The 18938-nt window shown below is 30.0% G+C and carries 20 protein-coding genes; 15 read left to right on the forward strand and 5 right to left on the reverse strand.

The window, feature by feature from the left end:
* Nucleotides 1-3 precede the first annotated feature (3 nt).
* Nucleotides 4-657 (reverse strand): DUF4331 family protein, encoded by a 654-nt coding sequence (locus tag JL193_RS17345; RefSeq protein ID WP_207972234.1) that lies wholly within the window; start codon nt 655-657, stop codon nt 4-6.
* A 190-nt stretch (nt 658-847) separates the two neighbouring features.
* On the opposite strand from JL193_RS17345, the gene JL193_RS01950 reads away from it, so the two are divergent.
* From JL193_RS01950 to JL193_RS01965, 4 genes are all read left to right on the forward strand, one after another.
* Nucleotides 848-1675, forward strand: coding sequence for an ion transporter (locus JL193_RS01950; protein ID WP_207972235.1), 828 nt, complete (start codon nt 848-850; stop codon nt 1673-1675).
* Complete coding sequence (miaA, locus tag JL193_RS01955; protein WP_207972236.1) at nt 1672-2601, forward strand: tRNA (adenosine(37)-N6)-dimethylallyltransferase MiaA; 930 nt, start codon at nt 1672-1674, stop codon at nt 2599-2601. Before JL193_RS01950 ends, miaA begins: the two co-directional genes overlap by 4 nt.
* Nucleotides 2591-3862 carry a DUF2254 domain-containing protein gene (locus tag JL193_RS01960; RefSeq protein ID WP_207972237.1) on the forward strand — a complete coding sequence of 424 codons (1272 nt, stop codon included), beginning with the start codon at nt 2591-2593 and terminating at the stop codon, nt 3860-3862. The genes miaA and JL193_RS01960 overlap by 11 nt, the downstream gene beginning before the upstream one ends.
* Nucleotides 3863-3943: 81 nt before the next feature.
* A complete protein-coding gene (locus JL193_RS01965; protein ID WP_207972238.1) occupies nt 3944-4465 on the forward strand; it encodes an OmpH/Skp family outer membrane protein in 522 nt (173 codons plus the stop codon).
* Between the two features lie 1279 nt (nt 4466-5744).
* On the opposite strand, the gene JL193_RS01970 is transcribed toward JL193_RS01965, so the two are convergent.
* On the reverse strand, nt 5745-7136 hold the full coding sequence (locus JL193_RS01970; RefSeq protein WP_207972239.1) for a trypsin-like peptidase domain-containing protein: 1392 nt from the start codon (nt 7134-7136) through the stop codon (nt 5745-5747).
* A 131-nt stretch (nt 7137-7267) separates the two neighbouring features.
* On the opposite strand from JL193_RS01970, the gene dapF reads away from it, so the two are divergent.
* The 8 genes from dapF (at nt 7268) to gldG (ending at nt 13297) form a co-directional block, all read left to right on the forward strand.
* Nucleotides 7268-8038 carry a diaminopimelate epimerase gene (gene dapF, locus JL193_RS01975; protein WP_207972240.1) on the forward strand — a complete coding sequence of 257 codons (771 nt, stop codon included), beginning with the start codon at nt 7268-7270 and terminating at the stop codon, nt 8036-8038.
* A 169-nt stretch (nt 8039-8207) separates the two neighbouring features.
* Nucleotides 8208-8441, forward strand: coding sequence for a hypothetical protein (locus JL193_RS01980; RefSeq protein ID WP_207972241.1), 234 nt, complete (start codon nt 8208-8210; stop codon nt 8439-8441).
* 54 nt (nt 8442-8495) lie between these two features.
* Nucleotides 8496-8759 carry a type II toxin-antitoxin system RelE/ParE family toxin gene (locus tag JL193_RS01985; protein ID WP_243456807.1) on the forward strand — a complete coding sequence of 88 codons (264 nt, stop codon included), beginning with the start codon at nt 8496-8498 and terminating at the stop codon, nt 8757-8759.
* A gap of 184 nt (nt 8760-8943) precedes the next feature.
* Entirely contained in the window at nt 8944-9465 is a 522-nt protein-coding gene (locus tag JL193_RS01990) for a GNAT family N-acetyltransferase (RefSeq protein WP_207972242.1), read from the forward strand.
* A 27-nt stretch (nt 9466-9492) separates the two neighbouring features.
* Nucleotides 9493-10518 carry an endolytic transglycosylase MltG gene (gene mltG / locus JL193_RS01995; RefSeq protein WP_207972243.1) on the forward strand — a complete coding sequence of 342 codons (1026 nt, stop codon included), beginning with the start codon at nt 9493-9495 and terminating at the stop codon, nt 10516-10518.
* 67 nt (nt 10519-10585) lie between these two features.
* Nucleotides 10586-10939 (forward strand): hypothetical protein, encoded by a 354-nt coding sequence (locus tag JL193_RS02000; RefSeq protein WP_207972244.1) that lies wholly within the window; start codon nt 10586-10588, stop codon nt 10937-10939.
* 5 nt (nt 10940-10944) lie between these two features.
* Entirely contained in the window at nt 10945-11664 is a 720-nt protein-coding gene (gldF, locus tag JL193_RS02005) for a gliding motility-associated ABC transporter permease subunit GldF (RefSeq protein WP_207972245.1), read from the forward strand.
* Nucleotides 11657-13297, forward strand: a complete 1641-nt coding sequence (gene gldG / locus JL193_RS02010) for a gliding motility-associated ABC transporter substrate-binding protein GldG (RefSeq protein ID WP_207972246.1) — start codon at nt 11657-11659, stop codon at nt 13295-13297. The genes gldF and gldG overlap by 8 nt, the downstream gene beginning before the upstream one ends.
* A 235-nt stretch (nt 13298-13532) precedes the next feature.
* On the opposite strand, the gene JL193_RS02015 is transcribed toward gldG, so the two are convergent.
* Nucleotides 13533-14297, reverse strand: coding sequence for an NAD(P)-binding domain-containing protein (locus JL193_RS02015; protein WP_207972247.1), 765 nt, complete (start codon nt 14295-14297; stop codon nt 13533-13535).
* A gap of 113 nt (nt 14298-14410) precedes the next feature.
* Here JL193_RS02015 and JL193_RS02020 point away from each other — a divergent pair, with 113 nt between their 5' ends.
* The gene (locus tag JL193_RS02020; RefSeq protein ID WP_243456808.1) at nt 14411-15349 is read left to right on the forward strand and encodes a DUF2911 domain-containing protein; all 939 of its coding nucleotides are present in this window, start codon (nt 14411-14413) and stop codon (nt 15347-15349) included.
* Nucleotides 15350-15592: 243 nt separating this feature from the next.
* Here the strand turns inward: JL193_RS02020 and JL193_RS02025 are convergent, their stop codons facing one another.
* On the reverse strand, nt 15593-16486 hold the full coding sequence (locus JL193_RS02025) for an IS982 family transposase (RefSeq protein WP_207970412.1): 894 nt from the start codon (nt 16484-16486) through the stop codon (nt 15593-15595).
* A 117-nt stretch (nt 16487-16603) separates the two neighbouring features.
* Here JL193_RS02025 and JL193_RS02030 point away from each other — a divergent pair, with 117 nt between their 5' ends.
* Both JL193_RS02030 and JL193_RS02035 read left to right on the forward strand, forming a co-directional pair.
* Entirely contained in the window at nt 16604-17509 is a 906-nt protein-coding gene (locus JL193_RS02030; RefSeq protein WP_207972248.1) for a hypothetical protein, read from the forward strand.
* Nucleotides 17510-17512: 3 nt separating this feature from the next.
* On the forward strand, nt 17513-18142 hold the full coding sequence (locus JL193_RS02035) for a hypothetical protein (protein ID WP_207972249.1): 630 nt from the start codon (nt 17513-17515) through the stop codon (nt 18140-18142).
* Between the two features lie 186 nt (nt 18143-18328).
* On the opposite strand, the gene JL193_RS02040 is transcribed toward JL193_RS02035, so the two are convergent.
* Nucleotides 18329-18937 (reverse strand): thioredoxin family protein, encoded by a 609-nt coding sequence (locus JL193_RS02040; RefSeq protein WP_207972250.1) that lies wholly within the window; start codon nt 18935-18937, stop codon nt 18329-18331.
* Nucleotide 18938: the final 1 nt, after the last annotated feature.

Raw genomic sequence — 18938 nt, forward strand, 5'->3', positions numbered from 1 at the left:
TAATTATTGTTTCACTTTCGTTTCTACCCAAGTATTAATTGTGCCACTTCCACCGATTCTAGATTTTGGAACCTCTACAACAATAGATAATACGTTTGTACCCTTAAAAGTATCTGTACCAGGATTGTTAAAAGCAGCTGCATTTCCGCCAACAATTTCGCCATATCTAGCAAAGTCCATAAAGAAAGGGTCGTCTCTAGGACCTGCAAACATTTTCATTCCATTTGCATTTTTAACGATAGCCTCTGCACCGTATTTAGTAATTTCGACATCAGATTGTAAAGAAGCAAAATTTATACTACTTGTTAATCCTGGAGAATTTGGCGCAACTGGCCCAAAGAAATACATTTTACCATCTCTAGGAATTGCTTGAATTACTAAATCTTCTACGTTGTCGTTATTCGTATCAATATTAAATTCTACCAAAACATTTTCATCAAAAGATGCTGCTGCAGTTGCAGTGGGCGCTAATAAACCTTGTATGTTTGCTACAAATACCAAATTACTAGTGTCTTCTCCTTGAAAAGCATAGAAATCTGTAATGTCTGCTGTTGTTCCTTTAGCTGCTGGCGCATCGATATGATCGGCTGCAACCACTGTAATTAAACCAATTATTGCAATAACAACGGTTCCTAATAAAATTTTACTTTTTTTCATTGTGTGAGTTTTTAAGTTAATATTTAATTGAATCTCACTTATACTTACGAGGAAATTGTAAGTACGGTTTTTAAAAAAGTGCTTTTTTTTTATTTATTTTGAAAACCCTTGTAAACACAAAGAAAATTAATCGAAATTATTTTTAAATTCAGTAAATAATTGTAGTATTGTAGAAGAAAAAAATGTAAAATTGAATAAATCAGAGAAAAATACATCTTGGAAAGAGAAACTTCACGAAATTATTTATGAAGCAGATACCAAAGAAGGCAAACTGTTTGATGTAATTTTGCTTATTGCCATTATTGCAAGTATTTTGTTTGTTATCTTAGAAAGTGTAAAAAGTTTCGATGCCAAATACCATAATTTTTTAAATATAAGCGAATGGGTAATTACAATTCTTTTCTCCATCGAATATATTCTAAGAATTATATCTATAAAAAAACCTTTTAAATACATTTTTAGCTTTTATGGCATTATAGATTTTTTATCTACCATACCAAAATACCTGTCTTTTATACTTATAGGAACGCACAGTTTAGTGGCTTTAAGAGCTTTAAGATTGCTTCGTGTTTTTAGAATTTTAAAATTAGGAAGATATATTGGTGCTTCAAACAACTTAATGCTCGCTTTAAAAGCAAGTAGAGCCAAAATTGCTGTGTTTTTATTCTTTGTTGTAATTGTATGCGTTATTTTAGGAACAGTAATGTATATGGTAGAAGGCGAAGAAAATGGCTATACCAACATTCCTGTTAGCATTTATTGGGCAATTGTTACCTTAACAACGGTTGGTTTTGGAGATATTGCACCACAAACTGCTTTAGGGCAATTTATTTCGAGTATTATTATGATTTTAGGATACTCGATTATTGCAATTCCTACAGGAATCGTAAGTTCTGAAATTACAAGTGCCAACGCAAAACCCGACTTAAATACACAATCTTGCCCAAATTGTTTAAAAGATAAACACAAAGCAAAGGCTACATTTTGTTATAATTGTGGAAGCATTCTAAATCCATGATTCAAAAACCTACAAACACTTTAATAACCATTGTTGGCCCAACAGCAATAGGAAAAACAGCACTAAGTATAAAGTTAGCAAAAGCTTTTAATGCCGATATTATTTCGTGCGATTCTAGGCAATTTTATAAAGAAATGACCATTGGAACTGCAGTACCAGATGCAAATGAATTGGCTGCAGCAAAACACCATTTTATACAAAACAGAAGTATTTTCGAAGATTATAATGTGGGTGAATTTGAAAGAGATGCGTTATCTAAATTAGAAGAATTATTTCAACAAAACCCAGTACAAATAATGGTGGGTGGCAGTGGTTTGTATGTAGATGCTGTTTTAAAAGGTTTGGATTATTTCCCTGAAGTAGATCCTAAAATAAGAGAAAACCTAACAAAAGAATTAGAAGAAAAAGGAATTGAGCCATTGCAACAAAAACTAAAAGAACTAGATATAAAAACCTACAATTCAATTGCTATTGAAAATCCACACCGTTTAATGCGAGCTTTAGAGGTTTGCATTGGTTCGGGATTGCCCTACTCTACTTTTAAAAACAAACCCAAAAAAACAAGAAATTTTAATACAATAAAAATTGGTTTAAAAGCAGATAGAGAAATTATATATAACAGAATAAACCAACGTGTAGATATAATGCTAGCAAATGGTTTGTTAGAAGAAGCCAAAAAACTATACCCTCATAAAAAACTGAATGCCTTGCAAACAGTTGGTTACAGAGAATTATTTTCTTATTTTGATGGTACTTTTACAAAAGATTTTGCCATTTCAGAAATCAAAAAAAACACCAGACGCTTTGCCAAAAGACAATTCACTTGGTTTAAAAAAGACAAAAACACCATTTGGTTCGATTATAAAATTGATGCGAATAAAATTATTGAAGAAATAAAGAAAAAGATAAAAAATAATGAAAGATAAATTGCTAAGCTTACTTTATAAAATTTACGATTTAAAAGATAAAATCGCTTTTTTTCCTTCGATAATTGCCATTGCAGGAGCTATTTTCGCTTATATAATGATGTATTTAGAAAATAAAGGAATCTCTAAATACATTCTCGAATTTCTACCAGAATTGGTAATTAACAACACCGAAACCGCAAGAGCTATTTTAACCACTTTTATTGGAGGATTAATCTCTATAATGGTTTTTAGTTTTTCTATGGTAATGATTTTACTAAACCAAGCTTCTAGCAATTTTTCGCCACGTTTATTACCCGGTTTAATTTCCAACAGAAGGCATCAAATTATATTGGGCATTTATTTATTTACCATTATCTATTGTATTTTTATATTGGTTTTTATAGAACCTACAGGAAAAAAATACCAATTACCGGGTTTTTCTGTTTTGCTTTCTATTGTCTTTATGGTAAATTCTTTAGCAGCATTTATCTATTTTATTCATTCCATCTCACAAGAAATTCAAATTAACAACATACTTTCAAATATTTTTTCTTCTTCTAAAAATAGACTGAAAAAAATTATTGAAAAGGAAAAACAAATAAATGCTTCTAAACCAAATTCAGAAAATTGGACAACCTACAACGCAAAATCTTCTGGCTATTTTAATACCATTTCTACAGAAACATTGCTTCATATTGCTAAAGAAAACAATATTAAAATAGAAATCGTTTCGAATAAAGGTTCTTATTGTAATGAAGATGCAGTACTTTTTAAAATAGACAAAAAAGTAGATGACCGAATTATTAAAAAAATTTACTCGAATTTTAATTTTTCTAAAAGCGAATTAATTGACGATAACTACTTACTCGCTTTTAAACAAATTACCGAAGTTGCTGTAAAATCGATGTCTCCTGGAATAAACGATCCTGGAACTGCCATAAATGCAATCGATTACCTGTCTCAACTATTTATTTTGCGCGTACAAAAACAAGATGTAGATTTGGTACAAGAAAAAGACGCTATTTTAATCATATTAAATTCAGTAAATTTTAAAGATTTAATTTACAATGTAATGGCACCATTAAGAACCTATTGTGCTCACGACGTTATTATTGTTAGAAAATTATTAGCATTGCTAGAAAATTTAAAAAAGAAAGCCATTTTAAATTCTTATAAACAATCTATTGATAATGAAATAGCACTCTTATTAACAGACGCAAAAAGAGAAATTGCCAACGAAAGCGATTTTAAAAAACTAAAAGAATATACTTCTAATTAAAATTTAACTTTTTTAATACGATTGATATTTGGCTAAATCACACGCTTTTATATCTTTGTCTCACAAAAAAACAACATTATAATGAAATTTAAAATTATACTTTTTTTAATTGCTTTTTCAAGCATCGTTACAGTTGCACAAACTAAAGTAGGCACTATTAATAGCGATTATATAATTAATATTATGCCAGAAGCCAAAACAGTGGTAGAAATGACACAAGCTTATGGTGCAAAATTAGATTCTTCTTTTAACGTAAAACTACAAGATTATAAAGCAAAAATAGAAGATTATAAAGCAAAAGAAAAAGAAATGGGCGAGTTGTTAAAGAAAACGACTCAAAAAGAATTGATGGCTTTAGATAAAGATATTCAAAAATATCAAAAAAACGGAACTGCGTTAATGCAATTAAAGAGAGAAGAATTAATGCGTCCGCTTTATAAAAAATTAAGTGATGCAATTACAGAAGTTGCGAAAGCTAATGGATACACCCAAATTTTAACAACCTCTGGTAATGAGTTTGCTTATATTGATGAGCAATTCGATATCACAAAATTAGTGATTACAAAACTTGGAATAGCAATTCCTAAACAAACACAAGAGTAATTTATTTTATTGTTGATTACAATTAGTAAAAACACCTCATATTCTTTAATTAGATTGTGAGGTATTTTTACTACTAAAAAGGCAAGTTCGATTAAAAAAAACACTGTTTATCAAATAGTTATGTTTTTCTTTTTTAAAACAACTGTCGTTTCGACTTCATGGAAAAATCTTAGGCTAAATATAAGATTTCTCAACTACACTGCGTTTCGTTCGAAATGACAATATACTGGTTACATTCCGTTTTCACGAGCATGGGCTTATTGGTGTCAAAAAATGGTTGGTAAAATTCTCTGTATCCCTTTCTATTATTGATTAAATTAGAAGTTTATTGAAATTGGTTTCAATAAACTTTTTTTGTAATATGAAAACAATAAAAAAAGCGATGCTAGCAATTTTAAAGCAAATTCCAAGGAATTTAAAGGAATTCTTTTCAGTTAATACATAACAAAGAGGCTGTCACAAAAGCAAATTTAACTGTCATTTCGATCTCATGGAAAAATTTAGGCTAAATATAAGATTTCTCAACTACACTGCGTTTCGTTCGAAATGACAATATACTGGTTACATTCCGTTTTCACGAGCATGGGCTTATTGGTGTCAAAAAATGGTTGGTAAAATTCTCTGTATCCCTTTCTATTATTGATTAAATTAGAAGTTTATTGAAATTGGTTTCAATAAACTTTTTTTGTAGTATGAAAACAGTAAAAAAAGCGATGCTAGCAATTTTAAAGCAAATTCCATGGAATCTTAATACATAACAAAGAGGCTGTCACAAAAGTAAATTTAACTGTCATTTCGATCTCATGGAAAAATTTAGGCTAAATATAAGATTTCTCAACTACACTGCGTTTCGTTCAAAATGACAATATACTGGTTACATTCCGTTTTCACGAGCATGGGCTTATTGGTGTCAAAAAATGGTTGGTAAAATTCTCTGTATCCCTTTCTATTATTGATTAAGTTAGAAGTTTATTGAAATTGGTTTCAATAAACTTTTTTTGTAGTATGAAAACAATAAAAAAAGCGATGCTAGCAATTTTAAAGCAAATTCCAAGGAATCTTAATACATAACAAAGAGGCTGTCACAAAAGCAAATTTAACTGTCATTTCGACTGTAATGGAGAAATCTTATTTATTGAATTTCAATATTTTAGATTTTTCGATAACTTCGTTAGCTACTTTCAATCAAAATATATTTTGATTTTAGTAATGCTTAAAATGACAAACTTTAATACTTTCGAGACAGCCTCTTGTTATAAATTATACCATTTATATTTTTCTACCTAAACGCATAACGCTCTGTTTCTCCTTCTAAATTAATCACTTCGATAATAATTGGAGATCCTTTGCTAGAAGAAAAATCTAATCTTTTTGAAGCATCTGCCGCATTTTTAACAGGTTTTTTATTAATTTTTGTAATTATAAAACCTTCTTTTACTCCATAATAATCTAAGCTTTTATTTGCATTTTGGATAATTTTTGCTCCATAAGAAATATCGTATTTTTTCTTTTCTTCTTTAGATAAATCTTTTAAAACCAACTTAAATTCACTAGATATAAAAGAATCTTTTTTACTTAATTTCACTTCTTTTGTGACGATTTCTCCATCTCTATCAACCGTAATATTTACAGATTCTCCGGGTCTTTTAGCCGTTAATTGTCCTCTTAATTCAGAAAACTTAGAAATTTTAACATTGTTTACTTTTGTAATAATATCGCCCGATTTTAAACCCGCACTTTGTGCACCACCTCCATCTGTAGTCGAAGCAATTTTTACACCATCGATATCAGAAGTTTCTGGATCTATATTAATTCCTAAAATGGCTTCTTGTACAGCACCATACTCTAAAATATCGTCGATAATTTTTTTAGCAATATTAGAAGGCACTGCAAAAGAATATCCAATAAAAGAACCTGTTCTAGAAGAAATAGCTGTATTTATTCCTACCAATTCTCCACGTGTGTTTACCAAAGCTCCTCCACTATTTCCTCGATTTACTGCAGCATCTGTTTGAATAAAAGACTCTATATTTCTATTTCCCTCTAAATCTCTACCTTTTGCAGAAACAATTCCTGCAGTTACTGTAGAGGTTAAATTGTAAGGATTTCCCACAGCTAAAACCCATTCTCCAATTTTTATATTGTCAGAATTTGCGAAAGGAATGTATGGCAAATCCATATCTGCATCAATTTTTAACAATGCAATATCATTCTCTGCATCTGTTCCTATTAATTCTGCTTTATATTTTTTTTTGTTGTTTAAAGTAATTTCTAAATCAGTTGCACCATCAATCACATGATTGTTGGTAACAATATAACCATCTGCAGATATTATTACTCCACTTCCAGTACCCACTTGCTCGTACCTTCTTGTACCACTTCCACTTCCATAAAAAAGTTCTGCCCAAGGATTGGTTTGTGTTCTAATAGCTGTATTTTTAACATGTACAACTGCATGAACGCTATTTTCTGCTGCTGTTGTAAAATCTATCGAATTTGCAATCGTGCTTGCCCTATCTAATGCAGGGTTATAACTTGCTGTTACTGTTTGTATAGGTTGCGAAATTGTTCTGTTTACAATAACCTCTTGGTCGAATAACATTTTGTAGCCACCTAATGTAATTGCACCTCCTAGAAGTGCCATTCCTAAAAAACCAAAAAATTTTTTCATAATTTTAAATTTTTATTTACTCAAAGATACAATTTTAACAAATCAACAAAATCTGTTTAACTTGTTTTTAACGCACTTTAACCACTTTTTAACAAGCCCTTTTTCCTACTGAAAATTCCTATATTTGTCTTATGAAACTAACTTTTTTTAAATATCAAGGAACTGGAAACGATTTTGTGATGGTAGATAACAGAACAAAAACCTTTCCAAAACAAAATACTGACAAAATTTCACAAATTTGTGACAGACATTTTGGGGTTGGTGCAGACGGAATTATTCTAATCGAAAAAGACACCAATTACGATTTTAAAATGATTTATTTTAATGCAGATGGAAGTGAAACCTTCTGCGGAAATGGAGGTAGATGCGCTGTAGCTTTTGCCAAACAGCTACAGCTAATTAAAAACAAAACCACTTTTCTTGCCTTTGATGGAGAACATTATGCAGAAATAAATAACGACATTGTTTCTCTTCAAATGATTGATGTTGAAGATATTCAGATAAAAGAAAATGCTGTTTTTGCTTACACAGGAACACAACATCATGTAGAATTGGTCGATAATTTAGACAATTATCCTGTTTTTGAAAATGGAAAAAAAATAAGATATTCGTACGAAAACCCTGGAAGCAATGTAAATTTTGTTCAGCAAATAAATAACAATACTTTTCGAGTAAGAACTTACGAAAAAGGGGTAGAAAACGAAACATTGGCTTGTGGAACTGGCGTTACTGCTGTTGCCATTGCCATGCACAAAACAAATAAAACGAACAGCAACACTATTTCTTTGCCTGTTGAAGGTGGCAATTTAGCAGTTTCTTTTACAGAAGAAAACGGATGCTATAAAAACGTATTTTTAAAAGGACCAGCGACTTTTGTTTTTAAAGGTACGATTGAGGTATAGATTTTATTTATAGTGTAGAAAAATAATTAGATAATAACGAAACAATATTTAAATGAATTATCTTACGCTGTTATTAGTTGTTGGCAACACAAGCTGAAAAATTCCTTAAACCAACAAATTTATTGATTGAATTTGATAATTTAGTATCTTTGATAAAAAGAAAACTGAAATGAATATAGAAGCTCGAAAAATAGAATTTATTAAAGAATTCTTAAAACTTCAAAGCGAAGAGGCAATTTCTAAGCTGGAAAAAATATTGAAAAAGGAAAAAATCACTTCCAACGAAAAGGTTTTTAATCCAATGACCATCGAGGAATTAAATAAACGTATTGACAAATCGGAATCAGATTTTAAAAACAATCGATTTAAAACAAGTTCTGAACTTTTAGCCAAATATGGATAATGAATTTTAAAATCATTTGGTCTGGCTTTTCCGAAACTCAACTTGACGAAATTTATGAATATATATGAAAAGGAAGTAAATACAAGAGTTGGTACTAAAATTGTTATTGGAATAATTAAAGAATTGGAGAAATTGATAAAAGCTTCTTTTATAGGTCAAGAAGAAAAATCGCTTAAAGATAGAAAAATTAAATATCGCTACTTGGTTTTCAAAAACTATAAAGTAATATATTCAGTTGACGAAGAAAACAGATTTATAAAAATTTCGGATGTTTTTGATACTCGACAAAATCCACCTAAAATGAAACGGACAAAATAAAGTCAGTTGCCAACACGTATAAAATTAATTGCTTGCTTCTAGACTGCTTTACAAAAGTCCTCACGGACTTACTATCTACGATTTATTTACTAAATTTAGTACCTAAACCACGCAACTAATCTTATACAAAACCTATGTTTTCTATGTCTCTATGTGGTAAAATAGTCACAGTAAAAATACAATTATGCTGTTAAAAAGTAAAAAAATAAAACTTAGAGCCTTAGAACCCGAAGATTTAGACTTTTTATTTCAAATAGAAAACAACGAATCTTTTTGGGAAATAAGCCATACACAAACACCGTTTTCTAAATATATATTAAAACAATATTTAGAAAATGCACATTTAGATATTTATCAAGCCAAACAACTACGATTAATTATCGAAGAAAATGCTTCCAAAAAAGCAATTGGAACCATCGATCTTTTCGATTTTAATCCGCAACATAAAAGAGCAGGAATTGGCATTTTAATTCATCCCGATTTTCAAAAAAAAGGCTTTGCTTCAGAAGCCTTATCTCTCTTAATTAATTATGCTTTTTTACACTTAAACTTGCATCAATTATATGCAAATATTACAGTCGATAATGCCAAAAGCATCTCTTTATTTAAAAAATATCACTTCAAAAAAGTAGGTATAAAAAAAGATTGGATTTTATCCGAAGGAAAATATAAAGACGAAATTTTATTTCAGTTGATAAAAGAGTAACTTTGCAATCTTTTAAAAACAAAACCATTGAACAAAAAAATTATTTACATTTTAGCTTTTTTCCTTTTATTAGGTGGAATTTTAGCTTACAATTACTATCAAAAAATTTTCGGAAAAGCCATTACAAAAGATATTGAACTATTCGTAAATTCTTCTGATAGCTTAATAGATGTGAAAAAAAAGCTTGAAGATTTTTCGAGAAGTCCAGAAACATTTCTTTGGGTAGCTTCGAAAAAAAACTTCGAAAAACCAAAAGCCGGACGCTATCTTGTAAAAGAAGGAATGTCGAACAACGATTTGGTAAATATGTTACGAAGTGGAAGACAAACTCCGCTAAAAATTTCTTTTAACAACCAAGATACCTTAGAAAAACTCGCTGGAAGAATTGCCGAACAAATTCAAGCCGATTCAATTGCTTTATTAGAAACTTTTAGAGATCGAGAATTTTTATCGAAAAACAATTTAACGGAAAAATCTGTACTTCAAATATTTATACCAGATACTTACGAATTTTACTGGACCGTTTCTCCTGAAAAGTTCAGAACAAAAATGTGGGTTGCTTACAAGCGATTTTGGAACGAAAACCGGTTGAAAAAAGCACAAAAATTAGGTTTAACAAAAGACCAAGTAATTACATTGGCTTCTATTGTTCAAAAAGAAACCGCACAAAATTCCGAAAGACCAACTGTTGCTGGCTTGTATTTAAACAGACTCGAAAAAAATTGGCCTTTACAAGCAGATCCTACAATAATTTACGCCATTAAACAGTTAAAAGGGCAAGATTATGTAGTAAAAAGAGTGTTAACTGTAGATTTAGAAATAAACTCGCCATACAACACCTATAAAAATACAGGTTTGCCTCCTACATTAATTTCAATGCCAGATGTAAGTGCTATTGATGCTGTTTTAAATGCAGAAGATCATGAGTACTTTTACATGTGTGTAAATGTAGATAAATTAGGCTACCATGCTTTTGCAAAATCTTTGGCACAACATAATAGAAATGCCGAAAAATACCACAGATGGTTAAACAAACAAGGAGTAAATAGGTAAATTGGAGGTTAGAAGTTAGAAGTTGGAAGTTAGAAGTTAGAAGTTAGAAGTTAGAAGTTAGAAAACTATGAGATTAAGCTTTTTTAAAATTATAATTTTCGTTTTTTTTAGTTCAATTTTTACTTCTTGTACAAGCAAAAGTACCAAGGTAAAAAATCATGAAAAAATTCAGTTTTTTAAAGAAATTGAAAAATTAAACGAATTTAAAATTGCCGAAAAAAGAATCGATTCTTTAAAAAGTGAAGGTATTGATGCTGAAATTTCCATCAGTATTTTAAAAGATTCGTTTTATAAAGAAGATTCGTTAAAAAATATTTCTTTGGCTTTTATAAATGAAGGTTTAAAGTATTCGAATAACATTTTATATACCATAAAATTTAACAGAAATACCTATAAAATACTTTCTGTAACTCCAAATTAAAGCAAATGTTTGCCATACTAAAAAAAGAATTCAACTCGTTTTTTGCTTCGCCAATTGCCTATTTGGTTATTGGTGTTTTTTTACTAATCAATGGTTTGTTTCTTTGGGTTTTTAAAGACGATTTTAATATTTTAAACGCTGGTTTTGCAGATGTAAATCCGTTTTTTTATTTAGCTCCTTGGGTGTTTTTATTTTTAATACCTGCCATTACCATGAAAAGTTTTGCAGAGGAATTTAACAATGGAACCATCGAACTTTTAAAAACAAAACCATTATCTGATTGGCAAATTGTAATGGGCAAATTTTGGGCTTCACTCCTATTAGTTCTTATTGCTTTAATACCTACTTTAACCTACATTTATACGATTTATCAACTAGGAAATCCTGTTGGAAATCTCGATTTTGGAAGCACAATAGGTTCTTATATTGGCTTGTTTTTTTTAGCATCTACCTATACAGCCATTGGTTTGTTTACCTCCTCAATTTCTAAAAACCAAATTGTGGCTTTTATTTTAGGTGTTTTAATTACTTTTTTATTGTTTTATGGCTTTGATGCGATTTCTAATTCGTTTGAAAACGATTCTTTAACCATTAAAAAATTAGGAATTAACGAACATTTTAAAAGCATTTCACGTGGTGTAATTGACACAAGAGATATTATTTATTTTTTAAGTGTAACTGTTTTCTTTTTATTCATCACTAAAACACGATTAGATTATGAATAAAAACATAAAACATATCGCAATTTTAATTGTTGGTTTGGTGGTTTTAAATATTGCAAATCAGTCGTTTTATAAGCGTTTCGATTTAACTGCAGACCAACGTTACACACTTTCTAAAACTACAAAATCCATTCTTTCTAATGTAAATCGCAATTTATTTATAACGGTCTATTTAGAAGGAGAATTTCCTTCAGAATTTAAGAGATTACAGGTAGAAACACGTCAATATTTAGAAGAATTGGCTTCTGAAAACTCATTCATAAAAATCAATTTTGAAAATCCTGATGAACAACGTGAAGCATTAATTAAAAGAGGAATGATGCCCAGTCAATTAACTGTGGAAGAAGATGGTAAACTTTCGGAAGCCATTATTTTTCCTTGGGCAGAAATTTCTTACCGTAAAAAAACGACCACTGTTTCTTTGTTACCAAACGCAATTATGGCTTCACAAGAAGCACAATTGGCAAAAGCAATCGAAAATTTAGAGTATAGTTTTTCGAATGCCATTAATTCTGTGACTCGTAATAAAGAGAAAAAAATTGGAATTATTACTGGAAATGGAGAATTAGAAGACATTTATCAATATAGTTATTTAAGCGAAGTCGCTAAAAAATATCGTTTGGCAAAATTTACATTAGATTCTGTGGCTACAAATCCGCAACAAACTTTGCAAGATTTAACAGGTTTAGATTTGGCAATTATAGCAAAACCTACACAGCGATTTTCTGAAAACGAGAAGTTTGTTTTAGATCAATTTATTGCCAATGGTGGTAAAACTCTTTGGATGATAGACAATGTGCAAGCAGACCAAGACAGTTTGTTTAATGGGGCAAAAATGTTGGCATATCCTAGAGATTTAAACTTAACAGATTTATTTTTCTCTTACGGAATTCGCATAAATTCTATTTTGATAAAAGATTTATATGCCGCTAAAATTCCTTTGGCAACTGGCGCAAGTGGCAACCAAACTCAATTTCAGAATTTAGATTGGTATTATCATCCTTTGGTTGGTGGAAATCCGAACCATTCAATTACTAAAAATATTTCTCCTGTAAGGTTACAGTTTGCAAATCAAATAGATACATTAAAAAACAACATTAAAAAAACACCTTTGTTAGTCAGTTCTGTACGAACCCAAAAAGTAGGAACGCCTACTTTTGTGGAGCTGCAATCTATTGCAGAAGAAGTTTTGGAAGCAGATTATAATGATGGCAACCAGTTATTTGCTGTTTTATTAGAAGGTAATTTTAATTCGGCATATAAAAACAGAATAAAACCTTTTGAAACATCACTTTACAAAGAAAATTCTACAAACAATAAAATGATTTTTATTGCGGATGGTGATGTTGGGAAAAATCAAATTTTAAAAGGAAAACCTTTCGATTTAGCGAGAGACAAATGGACCAACGAACAATTTGGAAATAAAGATTTTTTATTAAATGCAATCGATTATTTATTAGACGATGTTGGTTTGATGCAACTAAGAAATAAATCGTTAAAAATTCGTATGCTAGACAAGCAGAAAGCCTTTAAAGAACGTACTTTTTGGCAATTTTTAAATGTTGTTTTGCCTTTGGTTTTGCTATTTAGTTTCGGAATTCTTTTTAATTATTTGCGTAAAAAGCGATATTCTTAAGAGTTATTATGCAAAGATTTAATTAAAAAGAGACGGATTTCACTGGTTTTTACAGATATTGACGGAATTTTTGCTCTGAGATTCACTAAGAATTAAAAAAACGAATTTTATAAATTCTTACCAATTATTACTTAAAATTTCACGAAGCCCAAAATCAAACCAACTACACTGTCTGTTCGAGTGATTTTGACTTTTCGCCAAAATTGTATCGAGAACAACTTTAAAACCTTGAAATTTAAATAGAAAGCAAATCATCATAAATAAAAGAATATCCCAAAACATTCTCTAACTTACTTGAACTAATTATTTTCCATTCGTATTTTTCGTTTTTCTCAAAAATGGGTGCTTCTAAACCTTTGCTGTTTCTAGCATTTACATAAAATTCTTCTCTTGTTGGATGGTGTGTTGCACAGGCATTAAAAGTTTCGTTCCAACAATTCTGGTTAATAATTTCGTGAATAATTGCTATACAATCTTCTCTATGAATCATATTTACAAAACCTTTGGGTTGTGGAATTTTTCGCCCACCTTTAAACCAATTTCCAGGATGTCTTTCTCCACCAAACAAACCTGCAAAACGAATTATTGTGCTTTTAAAAAAGGTGTTTTTTCTAAATAAATTTTCAATTTTTACCAATGGATTATTCTCGTCAAGAACATCTTCTTCTGCCATAATTTTATTAATTCTTGGATATACAGAAGTAGAACTTATAAAAATTACCTTCTGAATAGGCGAATTTGTAATTTGAGAAACCAAGTTTTCAAAACCAGCCACATCTTTAGACGTAATGGCTACAATTAAAATATCTGAAGTTAAAAAAGCGTTAACCTCTTTAAATTTAGAAATGTTTACCAAATAGGGTTCCACACCAACAGAGGCTAAAGTAGCCATTTTTTCTTTAGAAGTTGTAGAGCCTTTTACTGCAAAACCTTCCTCTAAAAAAGAAATTGCTAAGGGTTTTCCTAACCAGCCACAGCCTAAAATACTTATTTTTTTCAATTTGAATTATTTTAAGAAATACAAAGATACATTTCCTTAATTTAAGATTTTGTTAACATTTAGCGTTTTTTGAAATCGTAATTTTGATATTATTACGAACTAAATAACGAATCATGAAAAAAATTTCAATTAAATTTTTAAGTACACTTACTGTTTTCGCAATGGTTTTCTTTACAAATTGTCAAAAGAAAGAAACAAAAGAGAATACTGTAAAAGAGGAGATTAAAAAAGAAGAAGTTAAAAAAGCTCCTGCTGCAAAAGTTGCGGCTCCAGCCCCAAGTCCGTTTTCGACTTTAGAACAAAAAGTAGGTTTAACCGATGTTACTATAGAGTATTCTAGACCAAGCATGAGAGGACGTACCATTTTTGGAGATTTAGTACCTTATGGAAAAACGTGGAGAACAGGTGCCAACGTAAACACAAAAGTAACTTTTAGCACAAATGTTACTGTTAACGGAAAAAATGTAGAAAAAGGAACTTATGCATTATACACGGTACCAAACCAAAAAACTTGGGACATTATGCTGTATAAAGATGCAGACAACTGGGGAAATCCAAAAGAATGGGATGATGCCAAAGTAGTAGCAAGTATTACTGCAGACGTTGTAAAAATGCCAATGAAAATTGAAACTTTTACCATTACATTAGACGATTTAACAAACAATTCTGGAGTGATAGGAATTCTTTGGGAAGATGTGTATGTAGGCTTGCCTATTGAAGTTCCTACAGATGCTGCTGTGATGGCTTCTATCGACGAAGTAATGAAAGGTTCGCCAAATGCAAGAGCTTATTACGATGCTGCTGTGTATTTTAAATCGGAAGATAAAGACATTAGCAAAGCGGTAACTTGGATAGACAAAGCCGTTGAAATGTCTAAAGACGATCCTAAATTTTGGATGTTAAGACAACAATCTTTAATACATGCAAAAGCAGGAAAAACAGCTACTGCAATCGCGGCTGCAAAACAATCTTTAGAACTGGCTAAAAAAGCGGGTAACGACAGTTATGTAAAAATGAACGAAAATTCTTTAAAAGAATGGGGAGCAAAATAATTTGATTTTCTTCTCAAAAGCATTTAAAATCTCAAGTTAAAACTTGAGATTTTTTTGTTTTAAAGGTAATGGTGTTTTTCTCTATTGAGTTTCTAAATAAAAAAACATTAGTTAGCTACTGATATAAGTCATTTAAACAACTCATATCAACGATAAAGTTGGCATTAATTATACCTAATAGTAGGTATTGAATTACTAAAAATAAATTCTAATCTTTAACCAAACCTAAAAACCTGAGTTCGATTAATAAATTGTCAACTGATTAGACTTTACAGTCTGATATTTTATAGCAGGTTTTTTTGGTAAAAAGCTATATGCAATAAGACCTGCGATTATGTTTGACAAGAAATTAGTAAAACTTCTATGTCTAGAATGTTCAATTTGACAAATATTTTTGAGTTCGTCATTTACGGTTTCAATAACAGAGCGTTTACGCAGTAAAATTTTATCACTCATTGTCATTAAAGAATTCTTCATATTGTTTTTAATATGAGTAATTAAATGCAATCCATCAGCAAAAAGTAACTGCATTAAATCTTTTCCAACATAACCTTTGTCCGCATATAACTTACCATAAATTTTATCTAAAAAAGACTTCTTTTTTAATGGCGTTCTATCATCAACATTAGCTTGGGTTATGCAGAAGTTTAGGATTTCACCTTTATCATTTATAACGATATGCAATTTAAAGCCATGGAACCATCCTATAGTGGATTTTCCAGTGGTTGCAATGCCTTTAAATACTTTATTATTCTTAATTCGTTTGGGGCTGCAAACTCTAACAGGTGTAGAATCTACAAAAGAAATACCCGTAGAATTACCTAAACAACATGTCTTTAAAAATAAAGTCATTGGCATGAGGTTTTGCTGCATGAGTTCTGTAAATCTATTGTATGAAACTGTAGCTGGGAAATCATCTTGCATATGCTTTTGCAAGTAATACACGTAAAAGTGTTTAAAGGTCCTAAAACCACTAAGCTGAAACAAAATGGTAATGGTAATTACCTCGCTATTTGACATAACACTGGGACGTTTTGATGGATTGCCTAAAAGGTGTTTACTGACTATTTGGTCATATTCTTTACAAAATTCATCAACAAGACAGAAAATTTCAGTAATTTTAGAGTAGATTATCATAGATAGATTTTTAGATTAATAAATTGAAATTCAATACTTTAATTTACTGAAAATCTATCTTTTTTACTAGAAAAAAATGCCTAAATTTTAATCGAACTCAGGTTAAAAAATAATATTATGGGACAAAAATCTACAAAACATATTAATGACGTAATGAATGAATCAGTTGCAAAAACTGAAACACCACCAGCAATTGAAGAAGCAAATAAATTACTTCAAATTAAAAGAAATCAAATTTTTATTGAAGACGACTCTTTCATTGGAGACCCTTATTCTTTATTAGGTCGAGTAATAGAAGTAAGGAGTAAAGATGGTAAATGTAACAATAATGTTAACAATGGATATGCAGAATTTTCTGCTTTTCCAATACCTGGCGTTACAGTAAACGAAAATTCTAAAATTAGACAACCTTTAAAAACAAAATCTTTTATAGTAGATAAAAAATTAAGCCTTGAAGTTGGTTTTCTAAACTTTTTAAACTCAAAACTAGATAACGAATCTCTATTTAGTGTAATTGTGTATGACCAAGCTGTTGGGCTTTTAAAAATTCAAGATCCTAATTATTTAACTGGTATGAGAATGTGGATTCAACAAAATGAAAATATAATTAATGATCCAGAAATCTGCCACCTTCTTGTGGTAACAGGAATGGTTCAAAAAAATATAATTAGGAAGAAATATAAAAAATTTGAAGTAAAAGCAAAAGGAGGAGCATATGGGTTAAGTGTCAATGGAAATTTATACACAAGCACCGAAGACTATTCACTAGATATGCGATTTGGACTTTCTTATCAAAGAATTCCTATCCCTAATAAAACAGATATTTTAAAACAACCATCTATAAACATAGCTAAATCAAAAATAGACATCGCAGATATTGATGATTTTCTTACATTAAGAAATTCCGAAATAAAGGGTCTGGATATATTCAATTCAGAAGTTAAGACTGAATTTGTTGAGAAATTACTTCTGCCAAATGAAGATGAAATTAACTTTATAGATAACGTAGAGTTCAAAAAATAAATTATGAGAAATACTTTTGCAATATTACTATTACTTCTTTCGCTCACATTATATAATTGTTCAGTAACAAAAGGAATAGAAAATAAAACTGTAAAAAATGCTATTAGTTTACAAGAAGATGTGATTAATAATCCTTTCTTTAAAAAAATATTATTAGAATTAGAAGTTACTAATGATATTGATTGGAGCGAAGGAAGAACAAGCTTTATCAAAGAAGATTTAAACGATTATCAATCTAATACACATTGGTTAATAGATAAATACGAAACAAAAGGAGGTTATGATAAAAACGCTGTTTTTTTATGGCGTAAATTCAATCCTTGGTCTTCAACAACAGCAGTAACAACTAAATGTGTTGAAAAGACTAAATTAAATAAGTGGAAATTAAAAAGAGACAAATATTCAATCTTAAATACTCTAATTCACGAAAGAGTGCATTCATTTTGTCAAGTTCATCCTAATGGTAAACAAACAAGAGTGGCTAATGTTTGCGACGCTTCTTATGTTGCAGGAGATTTAGCAGAAATATTGATTTTAAATAAAATGGGAGTGAAAGAGAGGAAGATGAACAAACCTATTTGTCCTGCTCTTAAAAAGAAAATTGACGAATATAATTTAATAATGATAAAATAACTGGTGGGAGAACATGCATAATTAATTGCTAGTTCTTGCCAATTTACTGAAGTCCTCACGGATTTTCTATCTTAATTTATTTTCTAAACTTAGTGCTTAAACATCGTAACCAACTCTATACAAAGTCATTATATAAAAAAATCTCAAGTTTTAGCTTGAGATTTTTTTTTATTTTGAAAAAGTTTTCTACTGCACCTTAATAGAACAACCAATAGCACGTGTTTCTGTTTTTTCTACTTTTTTTCCAGCTAATAAAGCATCCACAGCATTTTCTACATATTTTTCTGTAACTGCATCTGGATTTCTAGAACTGTTATCAATCGCACCAATGTATTGTACTTTCATGTCTTTTTTAGTCACAATGTAAACATGCGGAGTTTTTGTGGCTCCGAATTTTGGATACACTTTTTGCCCGTCGTCAAATAAATACGGAAACGTAAATCCTTTTTCGGTTGCTCTTTCTTTCATTTTTTCGAAACTATCACCAGAAACTGCTGTAGGGTCATTAGGGTTAATCGCAATTACTGGAAAGCCTGCTTTTTTGTATTTTTGGTCTAAAGCAATAATTCTATCTTCGTTTGCTACGGAATACGGACAAGTATTACAGGTAAAAATGATTATAAAACCTTTTGCAGACGTGTAATCTGACAAAGAAACCATTTTATTATCGATATTTTTTAATCGAAAATCTTCAATTTTATCTCCTACTTTATAACCGTCTTTTTTATCAGTTTTTATGGTAAATGCCGTTAAAGCAAATACATACAGTACTATTATTGCTTTTGTAAATTTCATT

Origin of the sequence: Polaribacter batillariae (assembly GCF_017498485.1) — a bacterium.
Lineage (GTDB): Bacteria > Bacteroidota > Bacteroidia > Flavobacteriales > Flavobacteriaceae > Polaribacter > Polaribacter batillariae.